Source organism: Neptuniibacter sp. CAU 1671, from assembly GCF_029222905.1.
Classification (GTDB): Bacteria; Pseudomonadota; Gammaproteobacteria; order Pseudomonadales; family Balneatricaceae; genus Neptuniibacter.
In genome coordinates this window covers 323,490-347,506 of sequence record NZ_JARHUE010000004.1, presented here as the reverse complement: position 1 = coordinate 347,506, position 24,017 = coordinate 323,490, and the positions used below count along the sequence as shown (strand labels likewise).

At 52.4% G+C, this 24,017-nt stretch carries 23 protein-coding genes; 2 read left to right on the top strand and 21 right to left on the bottom strand.

What is annotated here, in order from left to right:
- Window positions 1-22: 22 nt before the first annotated feature.
- The 18 genes from P2G53_RS09430 to aroQ form a co-directional block, all read right to left on the bottom strand.
- The gene (locus P2G53_RS09430; protein WP_275816540.1) at window positions 23-1,552 is read right to left on the bottom strand and encodes a SpoVR family protein; all 1,530 of its coding nucleotides are present in this window, start codon (window positions 1,550-1,552) and stop codon (window positions 23-25) included.
- Complete coding sequence (locus P2G53_RS09425) at window positions 1,549-2,829, bottom strand: YeaH/YhbH family protein (RefSeq protein ID WP_275816538.1); 1,281 nt, start codon at window positions 2,827-2,829, stop codon at window positions 1,549-1,551. Before P2G53_RS09425 ends, P2G53_RS09430 begins: the two co-directional genes overlap by 4 nt.
- A gap of 91 nt (window positions 2,830-2,920) precedes the next feature.
- Window positions 2,921-4,843, bottom strand: a complete 1,923-nt coding sequence (locus tag P2G53_RS09420; protein ID WP_275816536.1) for a PrkA family serine protein kinase — start codon at window positions 4,841-4,843, stop codon at window positions 2,921-2,923.
- A 303-nt stretch (window positions 4,844-5,146) separates the two neighbouring features.
- Window positions 5,147-6,253, bottom strand: a complete 1,107-nt coding sequence (locus P2G53_RS09415; protein WP_275816534.1) for a dihydrolipoamide acetyltransferase family protein — start codon at window positions 6,251-6,253, stop codon at window positions 5,147-5,149.
- Window positions 6,250-7,233, bottom strand: coding sequence for an alpha-ketoacid dehydrogenase subunit beta (locus tag P2G53_RS09410; protein WP_275816532.1), 984 nt, complete (start codon window positions 7,231-7,233; stop codon window positions 6,250-6,252). Before P2G53_RS09410 ends, P2G53_RS09415 begins: the two co-directional genes overlap by 4 nt.
- A complete protein-coding gene (pdhA, locus tag P2G53_RS09405) occupies window positions 7,226-8,314 on the bottom strand; it encodes a pyruvate dehydrogenase (acetyl-transferring) E1 component subunit alpha (protein ID WP_275816530.1) in 1,089 nt (362 codons plus the stop codon). The genes P2G53_RS09410 and pdhA overlap by 8 nt, the downstream gene beginning before the upstream one ends.
- A 12-nt stretch (window positions 8,315-8,326) precedes the next feature.
- Window positions 8,327-9,370: a Glu/Leu/Phe/Val dehydrogenase dimerization domain-containing protein gene (locus tag P2G53_RS09400; RefSeq protein WP_275816528.1), complete on the bottom strand. Its 1,044-nt coding sequence runs from the start codon at window positions 9,368-9,370 to the stop codon at window positions 8,327-8,329.
- 263 nt (window positions 9,371-9,633) lie between these two features.
- Window positions 9,634-10,059, bottom strand: a complete 426-nt coding sequence (locus tag P2G53_RS09395) for an acyl-CoA thioesterase (RefSeq protein WP_275816526.1) — start codon at window positions 10,057-10,059, stop codon at window positions 9,634-9,636.
- A 92-nt stretch (window positions 10,060-10,151) separates the two neighbouring features.
- A complete protein-coding gene (locus P2G53_RS09390; protein WP_275816524.1) occupies window positions 10,152-10,712 on the bottom strand; it encodes an SPOR domain-containing protein in 561 nt (186 codons plus the stop codon).
- Window positions 10,713-10,804: 92 nt separating this feature from the next.
- Window positions 10,805-12,088, bottom strand: coding sequence for a phosphoribosylamine--glycine ligase (gene purD, locus P2G53_RS09385; protein WP_275816522.1), 1,284 nt, complete (start codon window positions 12,086-12,088; stop codon window positions 10,805-10,807).
- A 66-nt stretch (window positions 12,089-12,154) separates the two neighbouring features.
- Window positions 12,155-13,735 (bottom strand): bifunctional phosphoribosylaminoimidazolecarboxamide formyltransferase/IMP cyclohydrolase, encoded by a 1,581-nt coding sequence (gene purH, locus P2G53_RS09380; RefSeq protein WP_275816520.1) that lies wholly within the window; start codon window positions 13,733-13,735, stop codon window positions 12,155-12,157.
- A gap of 31 nt (window positions 13,736-13,766) precedes the next feature.
- Window positions 13,767-14,051: a DNA-binding transcriptional regulator Fis gene (gene fis / locus P2G53_RS09375; RefSeq protein WP_275816517.1), complete on the bottom strand. Its 285-nt coding sequence runs from the start codon at window positions 14,049-14,051 to the stop codon at window positions 13,767-13,769.
- Between the two features lie 20 nt (window positions 14,052-14,071).
- Window positions 14,072-15,058: a tRNA dihydrouridine synthase DusB gene (gene dusB, locus P2G53_RS09370; protein ID WP_275816515.1), complete on the bottom strand. Its 987-nt coding sequence runs from the start codon at window positions 15,056-15,058 to the stop codon at window positions 14,072-14,074.
- 139 nt (window positions 15,059-15,197) lie between these two features.
- Window positions 15,198-16,202, bottom strand: coding sequence for a zinc-ribbon and DUF3426 domain-containing protein (locus P2G53_RS09365; protein WP_275816513.1), 1,005 nt, complete (start codon window positions 16,200-16,202; stop codon window positions 15,198-15,200).
- A gap of 14 nt (window positions 16,203-16,216) precedes the next feature.
- The gene (gene prmA / locus P2G53_RS09360; RefSeq protein ID WP_275816511.1) at window positions 16,217-17,116 is read right to left on the bottom strand and encodes a 50S ribosomal protein L11 methyltransferase; all 900 of its coding nucleotides are present in this window, start codon (window positions 17,114-17,116) and stop codon (window positions 16,217-16,219) included.
- Window positions 17,117-17,305: 189 nt separating this feature from the next.
- Window positions 17,306-18,646, bottom strand: coding sequence for an acetyl-CoA carboxylase biotin carboxylase subunit (accC, locus tag P2G53_RS09355; protein ID WP_275816509.1), 1,341 nt, complete (start codon window positions 18,644-18,646; stop codon window positions 17,306-17,308).
- 37 nt (window positions 18,647-18,683) lie between these two features.
- Window positions 18,684-19,133 (bottom strand): acetyl-CoA carboxylase biotin carboxyl carrier protein, encoded by a 450-nt coding sequence (gene accB / locus P2G53_RS09350; protein ID WP_275816507.1) that lies wholly within the window; start codon window positions 19,131-19,133, stop codon window positions 18,684-18,686.
- Between the two features lie 26 nt (window positions 19,134-19,159).
- Window positions 19,160-19,603 (bottom strand): type II 3-dehydroquinate dehydratase, encoded by a 444-nt coding sequence (gene aroQ, locus P2G53_RS09345; protein WP_275816505.1) that lies wholly within the window; start codon window positions 19,601-19,603, stop codon window positions 19,160-19,162.
- A 315-nt stretch (window positions 19,604-19,918) separates the two neighbouring features.
- Here aroQ and P2G53_RS09340 point away from each other — a divergent pair, with 315 nt between their 5' ends.
- Window positions 19,919-20,686: a ParA family protein gene (locus P2G53_RS09340; protein ID WP_275816503.1), complete on the top strand. Its 768-nt coding sequence runs from the start codon at window positions 19,919-19,921 to the stop codon at window positions 20,684-20,686.
- A 310-nt stretch (window positions 20,687-20,996) separates the two neighbouring features.
- Window positions 20,997-21,458, top strand: coding sequence for a hypothetical protein (locus tag P2G53_RS09335; RefSeq protein ID WP_275816501.1), 462 nt, complete (start codon window positions 20,997-20,999; stop codon window positions 21,456-21,458).
- A 43-nt stretch (window positions 21,459-21,501) separates the two neighbouring features.
- On the opposite strand, the gene P2G53_RS09330 is transcribed toward P2G53_RS09335, so the two are convergent.
- The 3 genes from P2G53_RS09330 to P2G53_RS09320 all read right to left on the bottom strand — a co-directional run bounded on the left by P2G53_RS09330 (window position 21,502) and on the right by P2G53_RS09320 (window position 23,852).
- Window positions 21,502-21,945, bottom strand: coding sequence for a hypothetical protein (locus P2G53_RS09330; RefSeq protein WP_275816498.1), 444 nt, complete (start codon window positions 21,943-21,945; stop codon window positions 21,502-21,504).
- Window positions 21,946-22,217: 272 nt separating this feature from the next.
- Window positions 22,218-22,754, bottom strand: coding sequence for an inorganic diphosphatase (gene ppa, locus P2G53_RS09325; protein ID WP_275816496.1), 537 nt, complete (start codon window positions 22,752-22,754; stop codon window positions 22,218-22,220).
- Window positions 22,755-22,853: 99 nt separating this feature from the next.
- Entirely contained in the window at window positions 22,854-23,852 is a 999-nt protein-coding gene (locus P2G53_RS09320) for a class 1 fructose-bisphosphatase (RefSeq protein ID WP_275816494.1), read from the bottom strand.
- Window positions 23,853-24,017: the final 165 nt, after the last annotated feature.

The window sequence follows — 24,017 nt, the reverse complement described above, 5'->3', positions numbered from 1 at the left end:
GGCAAGGGGCGATGATGTTTTCCTAGATCAGGTCTTCTGTGACCGGTTCTCTGACTTTCTCCGGGCAGTGAAAACTGCGGGTGACAGTATTGTCTGGCAGGACCGATTCCAGATGGACAGGGAAACCCCACAGGCGATGCAGATGCTTAAGTACCTCTGCACTGGATTCTGCCAGAGGCTGTTGGTTGTGCATGTAATGGCGCAGTGTCAGGCTGCGATCACCCCGCACATCCACGTTGTAGACCTGTATATTCGGCTCCCGGTTACCCAGATTGTATTGTGCTGCCAGATCTTCACGCACCTGACGATAGCCATTTTCATTATGGATTGACGTTACCTCCAGCGTAGGCTGACTGGCGTTGTCCATAATGGTGAACAGCTTCAACTCCCGGATCAGGCGTGGTGACAGGAATTGCAGAATAAAACTCTCATCCTTGTAGTTGCGCATCGCGTCGTTCAGGGTGGCTTTCCAGTCACTGCCGGCAATCTCCGGAAACCATTCCCGGTCCTCTTCGGTTGGATCAGTACAGATACGTTTGATGTCCTGCATCATGTTGTAGCCGAGCGTGTAGGGGTTGATGCCGTTGAAATAGGGACTGTCAAAGGCAGGCTGGTGGACCACACTGGTGTGTGAATGGAGGAACTCCATCATAAAACCGTCGGTAACCAGACCTTCATCATGCAGGGCATGCAGCAGGGTGTAGTGCCAGAAACAGGCCCAGCCCTCGTTCATCACCTGAGTCTGTTTCTGAGGATAAAAATACTGCGCCACTTTGCGCACAATACGCACGATTTCACGCTGCCAGGGTTCCAGCAGTGGCGCGTTTTTTTCGACAAAATAGAGAATGTTTTCTTCCGGTTCCGCCGGGAAACGCGGTGCTTTGGGTGTCTTGCTGGCGGATTTTTTCGGAATGGTATTCCACAGGTCATTCAGGTGGCGCTGGATATATTCTTCACGTGAGCGTTGCCGTTCCCGCTCCTCTGTCGCGGTAAGTGGCTGCGGCCGGATATAGCGATTGACCCCGTAGTTCATCAGGGCGTGACATGAATCCAGTAGTTCTTCCACGGCTTCGACACCGTGTCGCTCTTCACACTGCCGAATGTAGCTTTTCGCAAACAGCAGGTAATCGATAATCGCGCTGGCATCGGTCCAGGTGCGGAACAGGTAGTTACCTTTAAAGAACGAATTGTGGCCATAACAGGCATGGGCAATGACCAGCGCCTGCATGGTCATGGTGTTCTCTTCCATCAGGTAGGCGATACAGGGATTGGAGTTGATCACAATCTCATACGCCAGCCCCATACGACCACGTTTGTAGTTCTGTTCGGTTTCGACAAACTGTTTACCAAACGACCAATGGTTGTAATTGAGTGGCATCCCGACAGATGAATAGGCATCCATCATCTGCTCTGAGGTGATGATCTCAATCTGATTTGGATAGGTATCCAGTCCAAACTCAGCGGCGATACGGCCAATCTCCTGGTCATAACGCTGCACCAGCTCAAAGGTCCATTCGGCGCCAGTGGAGATGGGCTGCTTTTTCTTTTTCATGCGGCGCCCTCCACTTTGCGGGTAAACAGATTACGGAATACCGGATAGATGTCAGCGGGTTCCATGATCTGCTGCATCATGAAACAGTCTGGCCATTTGGCCTGGACCTTCTCATATTCCATCCAGAGGTTCTGGTGCGGACCGGTGGTTATTTCGACGTAGGAGAAGTACTGCACCCGTTTCAGTAACCGCTCATTGAGCAGTTGTGAGCAGACCGGAGAGTCGCCATCCCAGTTGTCGCCATCAGAGGCCTGGGCGACATAGATATTCCACTCACCGGGCGGGTAACGTTTTTCCATGACATCTGCAGCCATGGTTAAGGCGCTGGAGACAATGGTGCCGCCGGTTTCGCGGGAGTAGAAAAACTCCTCTTCATCCACCTCTTTGGCCTGAGTGTGGTGGCGGATAAACACCACCTCAATCTGTTTGTAATTCCGCTTCAGGAACAGGTAAAGCAGGATAAAAAAGCGTTTGGCCATGTCTTTAACCGGCTGAGTCATCGAACCTGAAACATCCATCAGGCAGAACATCACTGCTTTGCTGGAAGGGAGAGGCACCCGCAACAGGTTGTTGTACTTGATGTCGAAATCGTCAATGAAGGGCACTCGTTTCAGGCGTTTTTTCAGTTGTTCGATCTCTTCTCTCAGGGCTGCGATCTGCTCGGAGGCGTCCGGCTGGTCGGCCAGTAGTGTCTCCAGTTGTGCCTCGGCCTCACGTAACTTACGCCGCTCTTTGCCGGACAGTGCGATACGACGGGCGTGGGCGGAGCGCAGGGAGCGGACAACATGAATTTTGTCCGGACTGCCAGCATTGGTGAAGCCGGCCCGGCGCGTCTCAAACTGGGTGGTATCCTTGAGTTGTTTTTTCACCAGATAGGGCAGTTCAAGTCCATCGAACATGAAATCGAGAAACTCTTCCTGACTGATCTGAAAGGTGAAGTCATCCTCACCTTCACCCTGATCACTGGCTTTGCCCTGGCCGCTGCCGGACCCGCCACCGCCCTGAGGGCGCTGGAATTCATCCCCAACCACAAACTCTTTGTTGCCGGGGAAGACCCGGTTGCGGACACCGCCTTCACCATGGTGAAACACCGGCTCTGAGATATCCCGCCGTGGGATAGATACACTGCCACCCTTGTCCATATCGGTGATAGAGCGGCTGTTTACAGCACCCTCCACCGCCTCTTTGATATGTTTCTTGTAGCGTTTAAGAAAACGCTGACGGTTGACTGTGCTTTTCTTTTTCGCGTTTTGACGGCGATCGATGATATAGCTCATACAACAGTTCCCGTAACCCCGTCCTGGGGCCTCTCCTGCGGTGTTCTGCAGGATGACCCTGTTTTGATTTTATTGCCTGCACGGTGGTGCTTTACTGCGATTTACGCACGCGGATATACCATTCGGACAACAGGCGAACCTGTTTTTCGGTATAGCCACGTTCGATCATTCGTTTCACAAACTCACCATGTTTTTTCTGCTCATCGCTGGAGGCCTTCGCATTGAAGGAGATCACCGGCAGCAGATCCTCAGTGTTGGAGAACATTTTTTTCTCGATCACTGAACGCATTTTTTCGTAACTCATCCAGGACGGATTTTTGCCATTGTTATTGGCCCGGGCACGCAGTACGAAGTTGACGATTTCGTGGCGGAAATCTTTTGGATTACTGATTCCAGCCGGTTTTTCGACTTTTTCCAGCTCTTCATTGATTGCTTTACGGTCCAGAATGTCGCCGGTTTCCGGATCACGGTACTCCTGATCCTGAATCCAGAAATCGGCATAGGTGACATAACGGTCAAAGATGTTCTGGCCATACTCGGAGTAAGATTCCAGGTAAGCGGTCTGGATCTCTTTACCCAGAAACTCGATATATTTTGGTGCGATAAACTCTTTCAGGAAGCCGAGATAACGTTCCTGGGTTTCCGGTGGGAACTGCTGCTGTTCGATCTCTTTTTCCAGCACATACAGCAGATGAACCGGGTTGGCTGACACCTCAGAGGCATCAAAGTTAAAGACTTTGGAAAGAATCTTGAAAGCGAATCGGGTTGAAAGGCCGTTCATCGCTTCATCGACACCGGCAATATCTTTGTATTCCTGCATCGACTTGGCTTTCGGATCGGTATCCTTCAGATTCTCACCGTTATAGACCCGCATTTTAGAGAATACACTGGAGTTTTCCGGCTCTTTAATACGCGACAGTACGGTGAACTGGGCCAGCATGTTCAGTGTGTCCGGTGCACAGGGTGCCGATGCCAGAGAACTGTGTTCCAGCAGTTTTTCATAGATATGAATCTCTTCAGTGACCCGGGTGCAGTAGGGCACTTTGACAATATAGATTCGGTCGATGAAGGCTTCATTGGTTTTGTTGTTCTTGAAGGTCTGCCACTCGGACTCGTTGGAGTGGGCCAGCAGAATACCTTCATAGGGAATTGCCCCCATGCCTTCAGTACTGTTGTAGTTACCCTCCTGGGTAGCGGTCAACAGCGGGTGAAGTACCTTGATTGGGGCTTTGAACATCTCGACAAATTCCATGATCCCCTGGTTTGCCCGGCACAATGCGCCGGAGAAACTGTAAGCATCCGGATCGTGTTGTGGGAAGTCTTCAAGTTTACGAATATCGACCTTACCCACCAGGCTGGAGATATCCTGATTGTTTTCATCGCCCGGTTCGGTTTTGGCAATGGCGATCTGGTCCAGAATGGAGGGGTAGAGTTTAACCACTCTGAATTTGGAGAGATCTCCGCCATATTCATGCAGGCGTTTGGCTGCCCAAGGTGACATGATCCCTTTCAGGTAACGGCGCGGAATGCCGTACTCCTCTTCCAGAATGGTGGCATCTTCTTCCGGCCGGAACAGGCCCAATGGTGATTCAAACACGGGTGATCCCTTAATGGCATAAAAGGGGATCCGCTCCATCAGGTGTTTCAGCCGTTCAGCCAGTGAGGATTTACCGCCCCCTACCGGACCAAGCAGGTAGAGAATCTGTTTCCGTTCTTCCAGGCCCTGTGCAGCATGTTTGAAGTAGGCGACGATGTTTTCGATGGCATCTTCCATGCCATAAAACTCACTGAAGGCGGGGTAGCGTTTGATCAGTTTGTTGGAAAATATGCGGCTGAGGCGAGGGTCTTTCGAGGTGTCGACCAGTTCAGGCTTGCCAATGGCTTGCAGCATGCGTTCTGCCGCATCGGCGTAAACCAACGGGTCCTGTTTACAAAGGTTTAGGTATTCATCCAGTGAAAGTTCTTCCTGCTGGATGGAGTCATAACGCGCCTTGTAGTGGTCAAAAATACTCATAAACAGTCACCTTTGTTGCAGCCAAACGGAAACAATGCGTCAGGTTGAGACTAAGGTACTTGCCGAGGAGCAATGGCCGTTATCGGTCAAAGTTAGATGTTCGCAACGCCCTCTTTATACACAGCCAGGCGAGGTTCATGTATCCCCACAAGTATCTGTCCTTTGTTGTCAGTGTAGATCACAATCAATTTCTCTGAAGCTTGGATTGTGCAATGTGAAAAAGGTTGCACAAAACATTAACCTGATGATTTTAAGACTATAAAGATTTTTGCTGCATTGCACAAATTTTTTCATTCAGCCGTTTTATTTCTGTAGGTGAGTGGTGACTGCGGCTAGAAACCGCGCCGCCTCTGCACCCGTCAGCGCACGGTGATCAAAGGTCAGTGAGAAAGGCAGGTGAGCCGCTAATCTGATGCCAGCATCAGATGGCACGGGGTAGGCAAATTTTCGACCCACCGCAAGAATGCCAATCTGTGGCGGAATCACAATGGGGGTGGCAAAAAGCCCACCCAGCATGCCGAAATTACTCAGGGTAAAGGTGGCGCCCTGCATCTCCTGTGGGGGGATAGACCGAGCAGCAACGTCTTTGCGCAGACGGTCCAGACCTTGCCGCAGATCCTGCCCTGAACGGGCCGTTACATCTCTGAGAACCGGTACAAAAAGTCCCTGCTCAGTGTCCACCGCGATACCTAAATCCAACTGGGTATGTTGTCGCCAGGTCAGCAACTGACCGTCAAACCAGCTGTTCATCTCAGGTACCTGCGCACAGGCATGAGCAATTGCCTGAATCAGTTTCAGAGTAATGTCTGCGTCTTCAGGCCAGTGAGCAATACTTACCTGCTCCGTCAGGGTGACCGGCACCACTTCTGCGTGTGCCTGCTGCATACGGGTGGCCATATGACGTCGGGTACCTTTCAGGGGAAGGGCGGGACCGTGTTGTTCAGCCAGTTGGGCCGCGCGCTCGATATCTGCGGGGGTAATCTGTCCCTGATGGCCTGATGCCTTGACCGCGTGAATATCTACCTGCAGTCGATTGGCGAGGGCGCGAACCGCCGGTGTGACCCGGATGCTGTTTGATTCAGTATTCGTCTGGGCGGCTCCGACAATGAAAGGTTGTTGACGGCTGTCTGAATGGGCAACAGGGATCTCGCCGACCACACTCTGGCTCTGGTCTTCTCCTGCTTCAAACTCCAGCAGGGGTTCTCCGATATGAAGCAGATCGCCGGGCTGGCCAAACAGATGCGTGACTTTTCCCGCCTGAGGTGAGGGTAGCTCTATAAGTGCTTTGGCGGTTTCGACGGTCAGCAGGGTCTGATCTTCGGTGACCTTGTCTCCGGGTTGAATATGCCACTCGACAATTTCGGCTTCGGTGAGCCCTTCACCCAGGTCAGGCAGTTTGAAATATTTCATAACGCCTCCATCGACTGTTTTGCGGCTTGCACAATATCGGCAGTGTTTGGCAGGTAGTGCTGTTCCAGCTTCAGGTAAGGCATGATGGTGTCGTACCCGGATACACGGCGTACGGGTGCCTGCAGACTCAACAGGCAATGTTCTGACACTGACGCGGCAATTTCGGCGCCGATACCACAGGTGCGGGGTGCCTCCTGCACCACCACCAGCCGACCGGTGCGTGTCACCGACTGTAGCAGCGTGTCGATATCGAGAGGGTTCAGTGTCACCAGATCAATCACTTCCGCATCAATGCCTTCTTCGGCCAATGTTTCAGCTGCTTTGAGGGTTTCACAGATCATGGCGCCCCAACTGACCAGTGTGATATCGCGTCCCGGACGTAAGGTATAACAGCGGCCCAATGGCAGAGGTTTACCGTCATCCGTCACAGGTTCTTTAACACTGCGATAGATCCGTTTGGGTTCAAGAATCAGGACCGGATCAGGGTCTGCAATGGCAGCCAAGAGCAGGCCATAAGCGCGTTGAGGCGAGGAGGGAATCACGACTTTCAAGCCGGGGATATGGGCAAACAGGGCTTCAGTACTTTCGGAATGGTGCTCCGGTGCATGAATGCCACCTCCGTAGGGAGCCCTGACCACTAACGGACAACTCAGGCGGCCTCGGGTCCGGTTACGCATCCGGGCCGCATGCACGACCAGTTGTTCCATGGCCGGAAAGATAAAGCCCATAAACTGAATTTCTGCGACGGGTTTCAGTCCCTGACTGGACATGCCGACGGCCAACCCGGCAATCATCGCTTCGGCCAGGGGGGTATCCAGAACCCGGTGTTCACCAAAGGTGGCCTGCAGGCCTGCAGTTGCGCGAAATACCCCACCATTGACGCCGATATCTTCCCCTAGCAACACAACATCAGAATCGTTACGCAGCGCATGGTTCAGTGCCAGATTGACCGCCTCAAGCAGTGTGATAGCGTTATTCATCTGCACCTCCGGGGGCGTGACTGCCGCCCGGCATCTGGTTCACCTCACACCAGTCCCGTTGTTCACGTAAAGCCGGATGCAGTTCAGCATGCAGATAATCAAACATATCTGTAACCGGCGGGGCAGGTGTCTCCAGATAGGCTTTGACTTCAGCGTCCAGTTGATTCTGCAGATCGTGAAGCAGAGCGGTGTCGCGCTGTTCATCCCAAAGCTGCAGCCGGAAGAGCAGTGTGCGCAGTCGTGCGAGAGGTTCATGCTTCCAGGCTGTTTTCAGTTCTTCTGCGGGTCGATAGCGGTTGGCATCGTCGGCAGTGGTGTGGTCACTCAGCCGGTAACTGATGGCTTCAATCAGGAACGGACCCTGACCTTCCCGTGCGGTTTGAAATGCGGTTTCCAGGGCGATACGCAGGGCGATAATGTCATTACCGTCGACCTGAATTGCTGGGACACCCGCGGCCAGCCCCTTGTCACTCAAGCGGGAGACTGCGGATTGCAGCGTCCGGGGTACGGAGATCGCCCACTGGTTATTGTTGATGATAAATACCACCGGTAGTTTCCATACGCCCGCAACATTGAGGGCCTCGGCAAAATCGCCTTTGGAGGTAGCGCCATCTCCCAGCATGGCGACGGCGATGCGGGACTGCTGCCGGTATTGCAGAGCGAAGGCAGCGCCACAGGCATGCAGAGTCTGGGTGGCAATGGGGATACAGTTAGGAAAATCTTGCTGCATTTCTGCGGCGGCACTGCCGCGTTCATCGCCCCCCCAGTAACTCAGGATATGGCGGGCGGGCAGGCCACGTACCATCTGACAGGCATGATTCCGGTAATAAGGGGCGAGAATGTCTGTAGCTTCCATACACATGCCCACGGCAACATCGATGGCCTCGGCCCCGAGAATTGAAGCATAGGTGCCCAGTTGCCCTGTGCGCTGCAAGGCGATCGCTTTCTGGTCAAACAGGCGGGCAAACTGCATATGCCGGTAAGCCTCTACCAGCCAGTCGCTCTGGCTGCACCAGACCGGCAGTGCGGTTAAGGGTTCGCCGTTGGGTGCAATGTAACGCAGGAGGGTCGATTCATGCATGGCCGTGTCCTCTCAGGCTGCGGTGTGCAGTTGTTCAGCTTGTTTGAGCAACATACGAGCCTGTTCCAGCGCCAGCAGGTGCGGGGAAAGCTGAGTAGTGATACTGCGCAGGTAGAGGTTCTGCAGCATCGTACCGATCTGCTGTATTTTCTGTTCGATCGCCTGCAGGGTTTCCCCGGCGTATTGCAGGGCTACAAAAATTAAACCACCGGCGTTTACCAGAAAATCCGGGGCATACAGAATGCCTTTTTGTTGCAGCAGGCTGGCGATACTGTCATCAGCCAGCTGATTGTTGGCTGATCCCACCACCATATTGACCCGCAGGCGCGGAAGGGTATGTGTATTAAGAATTGCTCCCAGTCCACAGGGGCAGAACAGGTCGGCTTTAACATCATAGAGGCTATCAGGGCTGACGATTTCGGCGTTGAAGCGCTCGGCACAGAGATGCGCCCTGACTTCATCCACATCCGAGATAATGAGTCTGGCCCCGTCAGCATGTAAGTTCTGTGCGACGGCCATACCGACATGACCCACCCCCTGCAATGCCACCGTCAATCCATTCAAATCACGGCTGCCACTGCGAAATGCCACGGTCGTTCTTATGGCTTCCATCACACCCTTGGCCGTGTACGGTGAGGGATCCCCTTGTTGTTTAGTACAGCTTACCCAGCGGGTCTGGCTGCGGATAATGTCCATATCCGTGACCCGGGTGCCGCTGTCCATCGCGGTGATATAGGCGCCGTTGAGACTATCGACCATCTGGCCAAAGCACTGCATCAGTTGCTGACGGTTGAAGGGCTGGTTGGGCTGGATGATAACGGCCTTGGCGCCACCATGAGGCAGGTCCGCCAGAGCAGCTTTATAGCTCATGCCACGGGCAAGGCGCAGGGCATCCTCAAGGGCTGACTGTTCATTCGGATAACTGATAAAGCGGCAGCCGCCAATGGCAGGACCACGGGCGAGTGAGTGGATAGCTATGATCGCTTTAAGGCCGGACTCAGGGTCATGCATCAGGTGCAGGCAGCGTGTGCCGTGGTGTTCCATCTCTGCAAACATCTCGGGATCCTCCGGAAGGTACGCAGACTCTCTGTTGGCTTTAACCACGGCAGGATGGATCGCATCCATGTAGGTGGTTTACAGCCGGATCAAGGTTGCCGTAAAGATGGTGGGCAACCCGTGTGACTGTTGCACACGATTACCTTTTGGATAGCACAGAATCCGGCAAAGTTCATAATCGGGCTATGGGTAAGCAACGCCATAATTTGATCAGTTTGCCGGAACGCTTTGATTATTCAGAGAAGTTAAGCAGTCCGTGTGACTCAGAAGATATCCGAGTCATTCTGCAAGACATAAGGGGGCAGGTCTTTTTCCAACGGGATCGGCGTTGGGGTGCCTGACTCATCAATTGAAACAAACTTAAAGGTTGCCTCAGTCACCTGTTCGCGGTGACCGATGCGGCCACGTCTTACCCAGGCCTCAACATGGATTTTCATCGAGGTACGACCAACCTCGCTGACTTCCGTGTAGACACCGAGAATATCGCCGACTTTTACCGGGCGGATAAAACTCATGCTGTCGACGGCGACAGTCACCACACGTCCCTGTGCCCGCTGACCGGCACAAATGCCTGCCGCAATGTCCATTTGGGAAAGCACCCAGCCACCAAAAATATCACCGGCAGGGTTGGTATCGCTTGGCATGGCAAGAGTGCGGGTTGTGAGTCGTCCACGGGTCTGTTGGGTCATGCTAGGGCCTGATAATTGAATACTGAATGGGAATCGGCAAAGCGGTGTTTGCCTGTCTTACTATAACTGAAAAACTGCGAAGCACCGGATCTTTACTGGTCGGGGAAGTCGACGATGCGGCCAAACAAATTGAGCTCCTCCAACAGCACGGACTGCAGCAGTTCGAGGTGGGCTGCATTGACTTCGCGACCTACATAAACCACGGTCATTTGCCCTTTGTGACGGGTAAAGGGTTCGTAGCCTTTTTCCAGTAGGTGTTGTTGCAACCGGCTGGCATTATCACTCTGCTTAAAACTGCCCAGTTGTAGGGTTTGCCAGGTGGCGTCAGAGGCAGTGGCTTCAGAAGCGGCCAAGGTCTGTTTCTGCTGGGTTAACCAGGCCCGCACTTCGGCGAGTTTGGTATACATCCACACCTCGTCGAGCTCCGCTGGTGGTTCCTCGGACAGGTAGGTGGGCGGTGTTTCAGGCGTTGATGCTTTTTCCGGATCGCAACTGTAGTTATTTTCTTTACTGCCATTGAGGCAATAACTGCCTTTTTGAGCAGTCGCTTCTGCCTCATTGGGCAGTGTTTGACAGCCCAGCAAAAAGAGAGAGCTGAGTAACAGGAAAAAACCGGTTAAGCGTAGTTTGGGCATCACAAAGATCGTCAGCATCGTCCGGGTTGATGAAAGATCAAATCGATTATTGCGTGATTTCTGTGCATAAGAAAGTAAAAAGCCGCCCTGAAGGCGGCTTTAATTGACGTTTATTGCTGTTCGCGTGCGATCGCACGGTAGGCAATATCTGTCCGGTAATACGCATCTTTCCAGCTGACCTGCTGCAGTAACGCATAAGCGCGCTGCTGGGCTTCAGTCACGGTGTCACCCAGTGCGGTTACGCAGAGAACACGACCGCCGGCCGTCACGACCTGACCATCTTTCAGGGCAGTACCGGCATGGAAAATCTTGGTACCTTCAGGGGAGGTTTCAGGCAGACTGATTACATCACCTTTGGTGTAATCGCCGGGGTAACCACCGGCAGCCATCACCACGCCAACGGATTTACGGGAATCCCACTCAGCGGTGGTTTGATCCAGTTTCTGATCAATCGCGGCATTGCAAAGCTCGACCAGACTGGACTTAAGACGCAGCATGATCGGCTGTGTTTCAGGGTCACCAAAACGGCAGTTATATTCGATTACCTTAGGTGTGCCGTCAGCCATGATCATCAGGCCGGCATAGAGAAAACCGGTGTAATCGTTGCCTTCAGCCGCCATGCCATTCACTGTTGGCATGATCACTTCGTCCATTACGCGCTGGTGGATCTCTGCGGTTACTACCGGCGCCGGTGAGTAAGCACCCATGCCGCCGGTATTCGGGCCGGTGTCAGCGTTGCCCACACGTTTGTGATCCTGGCTGGTCGCCATGGCCAGTACGTTTTTACCGTCCACCATGACAATAAAAGAAGCTTCTTCACCGTCCAGAAACTCTTCGACTACAACACGGCTACCGGCATCACCAAAGGCATTGCCAGCCAGCATATCCTTGATCGCTGCTTCGGCTTCTTCAAGGGTCATCGCCACGATCACACCTTTACCTGCAGCCAGACCGTCGGCTTTCACCACAATCGGTGCGCCTTTTTCACGGACGTAGGCCAGCGCAGGTTCGATCTCGGTGAAATTGGCGTAATCTGCAGTAGGAATCTGATGGCGAGCCAGGAAGTCTTTGGTAAACGCTTTGGAGCCTTCAAGTTGGGCCGCCGCTGCGGTTGGACCAAAGATACGCAGGCCAGCTTCACGGAAACGATCAACCACACCCGCTACCAGCGGTGCTTCAGGGCCAACGATGGTCAGATCAATGGCGTTGTCCTGAGCAAATTTAACCAGACCGTCCAGATCCAGTACATCAATCGCAACATTCTGCATTTTTGCTTCATTGGCGGTCGCTGCGTTGCCCGGAGCAACAAAGATCTGCTGAACATTTGAGTCCTGAGCGGCGGACCAGGCCAGCGCGTGTTCGCGGCCACCGGAACCAATAATCAATACGTTCATTTTCAATTCCTTAAACTGGGCTGTCTGCAGAAAGCAGACGGGCCAGCAGAGCTGGCCCGAAATCGGTTAGTGGCGGAAGTGGCGCATGCCAGTGAAGACCATGGCCATGCCATGTTCGTCGGCTGCGGCTATGACTTCCTCATCACGCATAGAACCACCCGGCTGAATCACTGCGGTGATGCCAGCTGCCGCTGCGGAGTCGATACCGTCACGGAACGGGAAGAAGGCATCAGACGCCATCACGGAGCCTTTGACTTCCAGACCTTCATCAGCGGCTTTAATACCGGCAATTTTAGCACTGTAAACACGGCTCATCTGACCGGCACCAATACCGATGGTCTGGCCATTTTTGGCATAAACAATTGCATTGGATTTAACGAACTTGGCCACTTCCCAGCAGAACAACAGATCGCGGATTTCAGCTTCAGTCGGCTGTTTTTTACTGACAACTTTCAGCTGTGAAGCATCTACCCGGCCCAGATCACGGTCCTGCACCAGCAGACCGCCGTTCACGCGTTTGTAATCAAAACCATGAGCACGTTCAGCTTCCCACTCACCACAGGCCAGCAGGCGAACATTCGGCTTGCTGGAGATAATGTCGGAGGCTTCCTGGCTCACGCTTGGCGCGATGATCACTTCAACAAACTGACGGTCAATGATCGCCTTGGCAGTAGTGGCATCCAGTTCACGGTTAAATGCAATGATGCCGCCAAACGCGGAGGTTGGATCTGTCTGGTAAGCACGGTTATAGGCTTCCAGGATGTTTTCACCCACTGCGACACCACAAGGGTTGGCGTGTTTGACGATGACACAGGCAGGTTCGCGGAACGGTTTGACACATTCCAGCGCCGCATCAGTGTCTGCCACGTTGTTGTAAGACAGCTCTTTGCCCTGCAGCTGGCGCGCGGTGGCGATACTGGCTTCCGCAGGTTCAGCTTCAACATAAAAAGCAGCACGCTGATGCGGGTTTTCACCGTAGCGCATCTCCTGCACTTTTTGGAACTGGGTATTAAAGGTACGAGGGAAGTCAGCAGGCTGCTCCTCTTCACCTTCAACGATTGCGCCCAGATAGTTGGCGATCATGCCGTCGTAAGCCGCCGTGTGCTCAAAGGCTTTTACCGCCAGATCAAACCGGGTGGCCTGCGTCAGACCGTTGTGCTGATCCAGTTCGGTTACGATGGTGTCGTAATCAGTTGCATTGACCACAATCGCTACATCTTTGTGGTTTTTAGCGGCAGAACGCACCATGGTTGGACCGCCAATATCGATGTTTTCGATCGCCATCGGCAGGTCACAGTCCGGACGGGCAATGGTGGCGGCAAAGGGATACAGGTTCACGACCACCATGTCGATTGGACGGATGCCATGCTGATCCATGATCGCATCATCCTGACCCCGACGACCCAGAATGCCACCGTGTACTTTGGGATGCAGTGTTTTAACACGGCCATCCATCATTTCAGGAAAACCGGTGTAGTCAGACACTTCTACTGCAGGCACGCCTTTTTCCTGCAGCAGTTTGAAGGTGCCACCGGTGGAAAGAATTTCGACGCCGCGCTGGTTCAGCGCCTGGGCAAATTCAACAATACCGGTTTTATCTGAGACACTGATCAGTGCACGGCGAACGGGGGTTAAACGTGAGGTCATCAGTCAGACTCCAGAACTTTTGAAAACAGGATTAAAGCAAGCCGTACTGCTTAAGCTTTTTACGCAGGGTGCCGCGGTTAAGACCCAGCAGCTGAGACGCTTTAGTCTGGTTGTCTTTGGTGTATGCCATGACAGTCTCAAACAGTGGGGCTTCAATCTCAGCCAGAACCATTTGATAAACATCGGTGACAGGCTGGCCATCCAACTGACGGAAATAGTTGTTCAGCGATTGCTGCACGTTGTCACGCAGGGTGCGGTTACTGTTTTCTGTGGCATTCGACACAAGGTTCGGGTGAGTGATTTCTTTATATTCCACGGTACTTTAGGTCCATGTGTTCAAGCGGCAACACCGGCATCACGCATTTGATTGAAATACACCTCAATCGCGTTGACCTGATCCGCTGCGGTTTCTAGTTTAAAAAACGTTTGACGAAAATCTTTACTGTTTGGCTGGTCCTGCAGATACCAGCCAACGTGTTTACGGGCAATCCGTACTCCCATGTGCTCACCATAGAAGGCATGAAGCTCGCTGAGATGTTCCAGGAGCAGGCTTCTGACTTCTGACATTGGTGGTGGGGGGAGCATTGTACCGGTTCGCAGATAATGATCAATCTCGCGTAACAGCCAGGGACGGCCCTGGGCACCACGGCCAATCATGACGGCAGCACAGCCGGTATGTTTCAGTACCTCAGCGGCTTTTTCAGGCGAGGTAATATCGCCGTTGGCGAAGACCGGGATTTCGACACTCTCCCGAATCCTGGCGATGGTGTCGTATTCAGCTTCCCCGGTATAACCGCAACTGCGGGTCCGGCCATGCACGGCCAGTGCTTTAATACCGCAGTCTTCTGCGATTCGGGCGATGGTTTCACCGTTGCGGTTGGCGGTATCCCAGCCGGTGCGAATCTTCAGGGTAACGGGCACATCCACACTGGCCACCACGGCTTCGATAATCTGGCGCACCAGAGGCTCGTCTTTCAGCAGGGCAGAACCGGCGGCACGGTTACACACTTTTTTGGCAGGGCAGCCCATATTGATATCAATGATCTGGGCGCCACGGCGCACGTTCCACAGAGCAGCATCCGCCATCATGACCGGGTCGCCACCGGCTATCTGTACAGAGCGGGGTTCAGGTTCACCCTCATGGTTAAGGCGTTGTGCGGATTTGCGGGTGTTCCAGAGCCGGGTATCTGAGATCACCATCTCGGACACCACCAGGCCCGCGCCCATACGACGACAGAGCTGGCGAAAGGGCCGGTCTGTTACGCCTGCCATTGGCGCCAGGATCACCTGACTGTCAATGGTATAGGGGCCAATTGTGAACATGTGCTTACCCTGAAAAACGGCCAATAAAACCCTCAGCACCCATAAAGGTACCGGGCAAATTAAACCTGTTTGGAAGGCCGCCAATGATACCTGTTCGGGGTAGTTGGGCCAAGGATTTTCTGTTGCTTTTTTGACCGATTCAGCGGCCGCGCTGATCCGCTGGTTGCAGGTCCAGCTGATAACTCACGGCACGGTTACCGGGGGAGGCGATGTCGAGTGATAACTGGATTGGAACGCCGCTGGGGATCAGGGCATTGGCGGCATTTTTTGCCAGATAGTCCCTGGGCTGGAAGGTGCGGCTGGCAACGATACGCCCGCGCAGATCAGAGAAGGTCAGCATGACGGCGGGGTAAGGCTGATTAAACTGCGCCTTGTTCAGCAGGATAAAGCTCACGCGAATCATATCCTGATATTTCGGGTGCGGTTGAATCGACATCTGGGGATTGGTAAGTGCGCTCAGGTCCTGCCTCTGCAGAAAATCACAATCAGGGCAGACCCAGCTATAAATCGGTCGCAGACGTTCATCATAGGCCAGTTCGTAACGTTGGAACCATAGGTACTGAGTGGCCAGCAAAGTCAGGGTGAGCAGGCAGCCAAACACCAGAATCAGGGTAGGTTTCAGGCTGCTGACCTTATGATGCTGTTGCAGGGTGATGGGTTCTGGCTGGATGGTTGGAATCTCCCAGCCTGAACTTTCTGTTGGTTTTGCTGCTGTTGCCAGCTCAGGCGAGGTGGGTGCTTGCTTCAATTCAGCAGTGGTCACATCCTGATCTGGCTCTGGCTCTGGCTCTGGCTCTGGCTCTGGCTCTGGCTCTGGCTCTGGCTCTGGCTCTGGCTCTGGCTCTGGCTCTGGCTCTGGCTCTGGTTCAGGTTCAGGTTCAGTCCCTTTTCGGGCAACGGAGATCGCCGGTAACGCGATCTCGTCATCTTCTATCAGTAGTGGACTCAAATCTTCTGGCGTGAGGGCGGTATTATCCGCATTAAAGGCTTCTAACTGATGCTGATAGGCGGAAAACGTGATGTAGCAGACGCCACAACGGACTAAGCCATCGGCCATCATGAGTTGAGCCGGTGTGACTTCAAACCGGCTGTGACAGCTGGGACAGAGGGTTGTGATTCCGTAAGATGAAGGAGTGTCTGCCATGACGTGTACGTGCCTCAGGATGCTTTGCGGCGGCCTGACAGGCGGATCCAGCCCTCTTTCTCAGCAGTGGGATCAAGTTCAAACCAGTCGGAATAAGCCGCTCGAAGTTCTGCTTCCTGATGTGCCAGCAGGCCTGACAGGCATAGCAGGCCATCAGACTTGACCCGGGCAGCGATGGTTGGTGCCAGGCTGACCAGAGGTCCGGCCAGAATATTCGCGACCAGCACGTCAGCCGGAACTTCCGGGGCTTTTTCTGGCAGAAATACCTTAAAACGGTCAGCACTAAGCTGATTGCGGGCCAGATTATCCTGGCTGGCTTGTAATGCCTGAGGATCGATATCGATACCCACGGCATCTTCTGCGCCCAACAGCAGGGCTGCGATCCCCAAAATGCCTGAGCCACAGCCGAAGTCGATCACACTTTTACCGTTCAGGGCCTGCGCATCAAGCCACTCCAGACAAAGGGCTGTGGTGGGATGCGTACCGGTACCAAAAGCCAGTCCGGGATCGAGCATCAGGTTCACTGCACTCGGGTCGGGAACATCGCACCAGCTAGGGCATACCCAGAGACGCTGACCAAACTGCATCGGGTGGTATTCATCCATCCAGGCGCGCACCCAGTCCTTGTCTTCCAGAATTTCCGCTTTGGCAGGGGCAGGTGGCTGCTTTGGCAGCAGCTGAATCTGTGCCTGTTTAAGGTATTCAAGTGTGCTTTCCAGATTGTGCTCAGCACTGAATAGACCGGTAATGGTCGTGTGCTGCCACAAGGGTGTGGTACCCAGGTCGGGTTCAAAAATGGGTTGATCACCACTGTCCTGCAAGGTCACTGCAGCGCAACCGGCGCTGAGTAAAAGGTCCTCGTAAATCTCGGCTTGAGAGGGCTGAATTTCAATTTTGATCTGTAACCAGGACATGGGCACTCACTACAACAAAAACAGACAGATAACAGAGTTTGAATTACAGCATGTTAAAGCCGTGGAATCTATGTTCTTGGTCTTTTTGGCGTGGCAGATATAACCGTTTAGGGTTGCGATTGCCTAAGTGGGACAATAAAAAAAGCCGGTCGCGGGACCGGCTTTCTGATGGAGTCAGCAGAGACATGCTTACAAGCCCAGCTTTTTCTCCAGATAATGGATGTTGACTCCGCCTTGCTGGAAGCGACTGTCATTGGTGATCTGCTGTTGCAGCGCGATATTGGAGCGGATGCCGTCTATCACCATCTCATCCAGCGCGTTGCGCATACGGGTGAGTGCAGTCTCACGGTCTTCTGCGTGAGTGATTAGCTTGGCAATCAGCGAATCGTAGTTCGGTGGTACGGTATAGCCGCTGTAGAGGTGAGAATCTACGCGTACACCATTGCCGCCCGGAGCGTGGAAATGTTTAACGGTACCGGGGCTTGGCAGGAAGGTTTTTGGATCTTCAGCGTTGATACGGCACTCAAACGCGTGGCCCTGAACCTTAATATCTTCCTGTTTGAAGGACAGAGGCATGCCTGAGGCGATACGCAACTGTTCTTTCACAATATCAACGCCCGTGATCATCTCGGTTACCGGGTGCTCAACCTGAACACGGGTATTCATTTCGATGAAATAGAAACGGCCGTCTTCATACAGGAACTCAAAAGTACCCGCACCGCGGTAGCCAATTTCGATACAGGCATCGACACATGACTTCAGAACCTGGGCTCTGGCTTCTGGGTCTAGCATAGGCGCAGGTGCTTCTTCCACTACTTTCTGGTGACGGCGTTGCATAGAGCAATCGCGGTCATACAGGTGGATGGCATTGCCCTGGCCATCAGCCAGTACCTGAACCTCAACGTGGCGAGGATTCTCCAGGTATTTCTCCATATACACGGTGTCATCACCAAAAGCGGCAGCCGCTTCTGATTTGGTCACGTGAATGGCATTGATCAATGACGCTTCTGAGTGCACAACACGCATGCCGCGACCGCCACCACCGGCAGCGGCTTTGATGATCACCGGATAACCGATTCGGGCGCCAATCTTGTAGACAGCATCGTTATCATCCGGCAGAGCGCCGTCAGATCCGGGCACCGTGGGTACGCCCGCAGCTTTCATGGCCTCAATCGCTGATACTTTATCGCCCATCAGGCGAATGGTGTCTGCTTTAGGGCCGATGAATACAAAACCGGAACGCTCAACCTGTTCAGCAAAATCAGCGTTTTCAGCCAGGAAGCCGTAACCGGGGTGGATACCCACGGCATCGGTCACTTCAGCTGCGCTGATGATGGAAGGAATGTTCAGATAACTTTTTGGTGAAGGTGCTGGGCCGATACATACGGCCTCATCCGCCAGGCGCACATGCATCAATTCCCGGTCAGCCTGAGAGTGGATGGCAACGGTTTTGATGCCAAGCTCCTTGCAGGCACGCAGGATGCGCAGTGCGATTTCACCTCGGTTAGCAATGACGACTTTATCAAGCATGGGTAGATAATCCTTGCTTTAAACTGGGTGAACTGACTTAAACGATAGTAACCAGTGGCTGATCAAACTCGACCGGCTGACCGTCTTCTACCAGAATCGCTTCGATGACGCCTGCCTTATCGGCTTCAATCTGGTTCATCATCTTCATCGCTTCGATGATACAGATAACATCACCAGCCTTAACGCTCTGACCAATCTCAATGAAAGAAGGGGAGCTAGGTGATGGCGAACGATAGAAGGTGCCGACCATCGGTGATTTAACCACGTGACCGGTGAATTCAGGGGCAGCCGGTGCTGCTTCGGCGGCCGCTGCTGGTGCTGCGACCGGTGCCGGTGCTGCCATAACAGGAGCAGGAGCTGCAGCTACGGCCGTGATGGATGAGCCGCGGCTGATGCGTACTGATTCTTCACCTTCTTTGATTTCGATCTCGTTGATGTTGGACTCTTCCAAGAGTTCGATCAGCTTTTTAACTTTACGGATATCCATGGATAACAATCTCTCAAAACAGATAATCAGGCTTGCTTCAACCGGCTGACAGCCGCCTGAAGTGCGAATGAATAACCCTCTGCACCTAACCCACAGATAACACCTTCAGCGATATCAGAAAGATAGGAATGGTGTCTGAAGCTTTCCCGGGCGTGCACATTAGAGAGGTGAACCTCAATAAAGGGGATTTTGACCCCAAGCAGCGCATCGCGCAGGGCAATACTGGTGTGAGTAAATGCAGCGGGATTGATAATGATGAACGCAACGCCGTCATCCTGAGCATTGTGAATGCGATCCAACAAAACGGACTCTGCATTGCTTTGCAAATGCAGCAAATCATGCCCTGCACGCTGTGCTTCTTTTGTGAGGGTGTCACAAATGTCGGCCAGCGTGGCGCTACCGTAGATGCCCGGTTCACGTTTACCCAGCAGATTCAGATTTGGCCCGTTAAGTAACAGGATTTTTGCCATGATTTCTCTCAGAAAGTCGGCGTTTTGGTTCAAAAGTGGCCATAGTTTGCCGTAACTGGGTGTGACTTGTCTATAAGTTAGCAGTTTTTTGCAGTTTAGCTTCAATTTTACCGAAAATAGACTCCATATCCCGAATCTAGTGGGTTAAAAAATGAGCGTTGGCGGATTTTTTGCTGTTGCGGCCTTTGAAGCGTCAAATTCGCTAGCTATCTGGGGATTTAGCGTCAAAACCATTGACGTTCGCTGCATAATTAGGGATATTGCGATGCAGTAAGGCAGCATGGTTTCTGTATTCAATACGTTGTGAGGGTCATCATGGTCAAGCGGGTCGTGTTCAACCAGAAAGGCGGTGTCGGTAAGTCGAGTATTGCGGTGAATCTGGCTGCAATCAGTGCCTCCCGCGGTAAGAAAACCCTGGTGGTAGACCTTGATCCGCAGTGCAACTCAAGCCATTACATGCTGGGTGAAGAGTATCTGGACATCAAACCGGATATCCGTGATTTTTTTGAATCTGTGTTGAGTTTTCAGCTGAAACCGCTGGGGCCGGAAAGCTATATTCACCCCACGCCCTATGAAAACCTGTTTGTCATGCCGTCCAACCCCAGTCTGGGTGATCTGCAGTCCAAGCTGGAAGCAAAACACAAGATCTACAAGCTGCGTGATACGCTGGAAGTACTCTCTAAAGAGTACGATGCTATCTATATTGATACCCCGCCGGCTTTTAATTTCTATACCCTGTCAGCGCTGGTTGCGGCGGACCGCTGCCTGATCCCATTCGATTGTGATGAGTTTGCCAGACAGGCTTTGTACAGTTTGTTGGCGAATGTGCATGAAACGCGTGAAGATCACAATAATGCGTTGACGGTGGAGGGGATTGTTGTAAACCAGTTCCAGCCGCGCGCAAGTCTGCCTCAGCGCATTGTGGATGAGTTGCTGGCCGATGATCTGCCAGTCTTGAATACCCGCATTTCAGCCTCTGTGAAGATGCGGGAATCACACGATGTCACCTGTCCTTTGATTCATTTGGCGCCCAAACACAAACTCACTGAACAGTTTGTAGAGTTGTTTCAGGAATTGTCCTGAGCGCTTTGATCAGCGGTCGGTTGCTTCGTTCTGCATTTCCGGTAGTGCTTCGGGTTTGCGTAAGCTCATCACCCAAAGCACAACCAGCGGAACGCTGATCGCAAGAATTATCACTTCAGCCATGTGGCATCCAGGTAGTTACGGGAATTTTGATTCTAGGTCCAAACATCTGCCTGAGAAAACTCTTTTTTTACGACTTAGTTAAATTTTTCCTGATTTTTTTTCATGCTGCCTCGGTGCCATTTGCTCAGTCTGGTTTAAATCTTGCTGGATGCTTAGCTGAATTTTTTATCAGCAGGTGAGGTTTGTCATGATCAGCCCTCTTTTTTTGCCTGGCGTGGTGTCTGTTTCTGAGACAGGGGCAGGTGCCAACGGACAGCACAATGCGGCGTTTTTTGAGTTGCTGCAGCAGGCGGCCAGCAATCAACCTCTTTCTGAAAAGAGCAATAAAATCAGTCTCTCAACGGAAATTGCTCTGGCTGCTAAAGAGCAGAAGCAGACATTGGTGCAGGATTTTCTGAACCATCTGATGCGGCATGGTTTGTCGCAAATGAGTGATAAAAATGAAGAGGCGTCAGGTTATTTGAGTGAGCCTTTCCGCGTAAAGGGTTCATCTGTAGCGGAACTCAAAATGGATGCTTTGCTGGATCAGGCTGCCGTGATGCGGCAACTGTTTGCCGTGATTGCAGAGCAAAGAGAGGCGGCGAAAGTTCGACTGGAGGCGCATTGGGAGGAGAGGGCTGAGACCAGTGCCAACGAAAAGTGGGACTAGTCTCAGTTGGATCAATGGGAACAGTGGCTACGTGAACAGGTAATTAGTTCGACGCGGTCGCTGTAACCGGCCGTAAACTGCCGATTTTGATCTGTCCATTCTGTTTGCCAACATACATCTTGCTGGTGTTGGTGGCACCATTTTTGTCCATGTAGACGATGTAAAGCTGGCCAGTGGGTTTGAGATTGAGTTCGTACTGTTTGCCATTTTCTTCAAAGGTCGGGTGAGGCAGATCCTTGCGAACCGGATCAATATAAATCCGGCGGATCTGTTGACCTTTGAATGCAGCGCGTAGCTCTTTCTCGACTTCCTTGCGTAATCCTGATTCAACTCCGTCCCAGTTAAACAGATTGTAAAGCCCTGCGGCATCGCGGCTGGCAAATGAATTCAGATAGTAGGAAATGAATTCAAAGTTGGTGCTGGCCGCATGTGCCTGGACATTTAAAACTGCGCCTAGGATCAGCGTCGAGAGTGCAGGTAACTTCATTGTTATAAGACCTTTTGTTATGACTCAGAGACAGCTTCAATCAGTATATCGAATTTTATTTTGAAAGACTGCCCGTTAACTTGCATCTTGTTTACTTAAACTGGCCAAAGCCTGAATTTTTCTAATGATAAGTGGTTGATTTTGTTTAAAATAAAATCTGAATTTTGTGAAAATTTTAGGCTAAGACGGTGTCAATGTGATGAAAGTTCAGGGAAAAACAGGAAATAAAAAACCCCGCAGTTGCGGGGTTTTTTAATCAATAAATTGGGGACTTATTTGTTGGCTTCAGCGTATGCCTGAGCGCCAGCCATGATGGTTGCACGTGCTGCATCCGCGTTATCCCAGCCTTCGACTTTAACCCACTTGCCTTCTTCCAGACCTTTGTAGTTTTCAAAGAAGTGCTTGATACGATCACGCAGCAGCTGTGGCAGGTCTTCAACGTCCTGCACATCTTTGTAGGCTTTAGTCAGTTTGTCGTGTGGTACGGCAACCAGTTTAAAGTCTTCGCCCGCTTCGTCGGTCATTTTCAGAACGCCCACAGGACGGCAGCGGATAACAGAACCTGGAACTACCGGGTAAGGGGTAACTACCAGCACGTCAACAGCATCGCCATCATCAGCCAGGGTGTTGTTGATGTAGCCATAGTTCGCTGGGTAGAACATGGGTGCAGCCATGAAGCGGTCTACGAAGATCGCGTCTTCCTCTTTTTCGATCTCGTATTTAACCGGATCGCTGTCGGCTGGAATTTCGATGACTACGTAGATGTCGTTCGGCAGGTCTTTACCTGCTGGTACTGATGCGAAGCCCATGATTGCCTTCCTGTTCGAGTTTTAAGTTAAATCAGTAAAGCGCCGATTATAGTCAGGCTATCACCGGCAATTGAATACTACTTAGAGGTGAAGCTTTGATCAGCTGTTAAGCTGAGCAGCTACCCCCGAATGATCGTTATGGTACTCAAGCAGCGTGTTTACCTCGTCTGCAGAACCCAAAGCGACTGAAACCCGCTGGTGAATCTCTTTTGGTTCCAGATCCAGAATATTGATGTAACAGGTACTGGCGATACCGCCTGCCTGCTCAATCAGCATGCTCATCGGATTACCTTCATACATGAGACGCAGCTTGCCTGGTTTTCCCGGATCGCGCTGATCCCACGGGTAAGTGAAGATGCCGCCCCGGGTCAGAACGCGGTGCACTTCGGCAACCATCGAGGCGATCCAGCGCATGTTGTAATTTTTACCGCGAGGACCTTCGCTACCTTCAAGCAGGTCACCGATATAGGTGCGCATGCTGTCTTCCCAGAAACGGTGGTTTGACATGTTGATGGCAAACTCTTTGGTCTGTGTGGGTACCTGCACGTTTTCACGGGTCAGAATAAAGTCACCGGTATGCGCCAGGGTAAAGAAGTTAACGCCCTGGCCGGTAGTCAGAGCCAGGACTGCGGACTGACCATACAGAACGTAACCGGCTGCAAGCTGTTTGCGGCCGTTCTGCAGGTAAGCTGATTCGTCAGCGCCGCTGGCGCCTTCTGGCAGCTCCAGAATGGAAAAAATGGTGCCTACAGAGACGTTGATATCGATGTTGGATGAACCATCCAGCGGGTCGAAAATGACCAGGAACTTGCCGTCTGGATTGCCAGCTACCGGCAGGTCTTCCTCTTCAGAGGCCAGGCCGGCCACCAGAGGGTTATCCAGCAGAAATTTTTTCAGCAGGTCGTTGGCGATAACATCCATTTTTTTCTGGGTTTCGCCCTGCACATTGGTGTTGTCGGTAGAGCCCAGAACACCGGCCAGTTCACCCTCACGTAATTGAATGGCTACTTCTTTACACGCCAGCATAAGGGTATCGATTAGCTCGGCGAGCGTGTCTTCCGTTTTGTGATGTTTCAGGTACTGACTGAGGAGTAACATGCGCTGTTTTTGGCTCCGGTGGCAGGGGTTTCGTTTGGCTGCGAATTCTACGGGATTCAACTTTTGATTGCATCGTTTTTAGGGTCAAAAGTGGCGAATGCGCTGTATCTGCAGGGAAAACTGTTATGATGCCTCACAAACCATTTGGTCATGCGTAATTATAGG

Excerpts from the sequence above, each read along its gene's own strand:
- P2G53_RS09320 (WP_275816494.1), bottom strand. The coding sequence starts at position 23,852 with ATGTTACTCCTCAGTCAGTACCTGAAACATCACAAAACGGAAGACACG.
- P2G53_RS09420 (WP_275816536.1), bottom strand. The coding sequence starts at position 4,843 with ATGAGTATTTTTGACCACTACAAGGCGCGTTATGACTCCATCCAGCAG.
- P2G53_RS09340 (WP_275816503.1), top strand. The coding sequence starts at position 19,919 with ATGGTCAAGCGGGTCGTGTTCAACCAGAAAGGCGGTGTCGGTAAGTCG.
- pdhA (WP_275816530.1), bottom strand. The coding sequence starts at position 8,314 with ATGCATGAATCGACCCTCCTGCGTTACATTGCACCCAACGGCGAACCC.
- P2G53_RS09425 (WP_275816538.1), bottom strand. The coding sequence starts at position 2,829 with ATGAGCTATATCATCGATCGCCGTCAAAACGCGAAAAAGAAAAGCACA.
- P2G53_RS09400 (WP_275816528.1), bottom strand. The coding sequence starts at position 9,370 with ATGTTTGCAGAGATGGAACACCACGGCACACGCTGCCTGCACCTGATG.
- accC (WP_275816509.1), bottom strand. The coding sequence starts at position 18,646 with ATGCTTGATAAAGTCGTCATTGCTAACCGAGGTGAAATCGCACTGCGC.
- aroQ (WP_275816505.1), bottom strand. The coding sequence starts at position 19,603 with ATGGCAAAAATCCTGTTACTTAACGGGCCAAATCTGAATCTGCTGGGT.
- P2G53_RS09390 (WP_275816524.1), bottom strand. The coding sequence starts at position 10,712 with ATGCTGACGATCTTTGTGATGCCCAAACTACGCTTAACCGGTTTTTTC.
- P2G53_RS09335 (WP_275816501.1), top strand. The coding sequence starts at position 20,997 with ATGATCAGCCCTCTTTTTTTGCCTGGCGTGGTGTCTGTTTCTGAGACA.
- P2G53_RS09415 (WP_275816534.1), bottom strand. The coding sequence starts at position 6,253 with ATGAAATATTTCAAACTGCCTGACCTGGGTGAAGGGCTCACCGAAGCC.
- accB (WP_275816507.1), bottom strand. The coding sequence starts at position 19,133 with ATGGATATCCGTAAAGTTAAAAAGCTGATCGAACTCTTGGAAGAGTCC.
- purH (WP_275816520.1), bottom strand. The coding sequence starts at position 13,735 with ATGACCTCACGTTTAACCCCCGTTCGCCGTGCACTGATCAGTGTCTCA.
- P2G53_RS09430 (WP_275816540.1), bottom strand. The coding sequence starts at position 1,552 with ATGAAAAAGAAAAAGCAGCCCATCTCCACTGGCGCCGAATGGACCTTT.
- dusB (WP_275816515.1), bottom strand. The coding sequence starts at position 15,058 with ATGTTCACAATTGGCCCCTATACCATTGACAGTCAGGTGATCCTGGCG.
- P2G53_RS09365 (WP_275816513.1), bottom strand. The coding sequence starts at position 16,202 with ATGGCAGACACTCCTTCATCTTACGGAATCACAACCCTCTGTCCCAGC.
- purD (WP_275816522.1), bottom strand. The coding sequence starts at position 12,088 with ATGAACGTATTGATTATTGGTTCCGGTGGCCGCGAACACGCGCTGGCC.
- prmA (WP_275816511.1), bottom strand. The coding sequence starts at position 17,116 with ATGTCCTGGTTACAGATCAAAATTGAAATTCAGCCCTCTCAAGCCGAG.
- P2G53_RS09410 (WP_275816532.1), bottom strand. The coding sequence starts at position 7,233 with ATGAATAACGCTATCACACTGCTTGAGGCGGTCAATCTGGCACTGAAC.
- P2G53_RS09395 (WP_275816526.1), bottom strand. The coding sequence starts at position 10,059 with ATGACCCAACAGACCCGTGGACGACTCACAACCCGCACTCTTGCCATG.
- P2G53_RS09330 (WP_275816498.1), bottom strand. The coding sequence starts at position 21,945 with ATGAAGTTACCTGCACTCTCGACGCTGATCCTAGGCGCAGTTTTAAAT.
- ppa (WP_275816496.1), bottom strand. The coding sequence starts at position 22,754 with ATGGGCTTCGCATCAGTACCAGCAGGTAAAGACCTGCCGAACGACATC.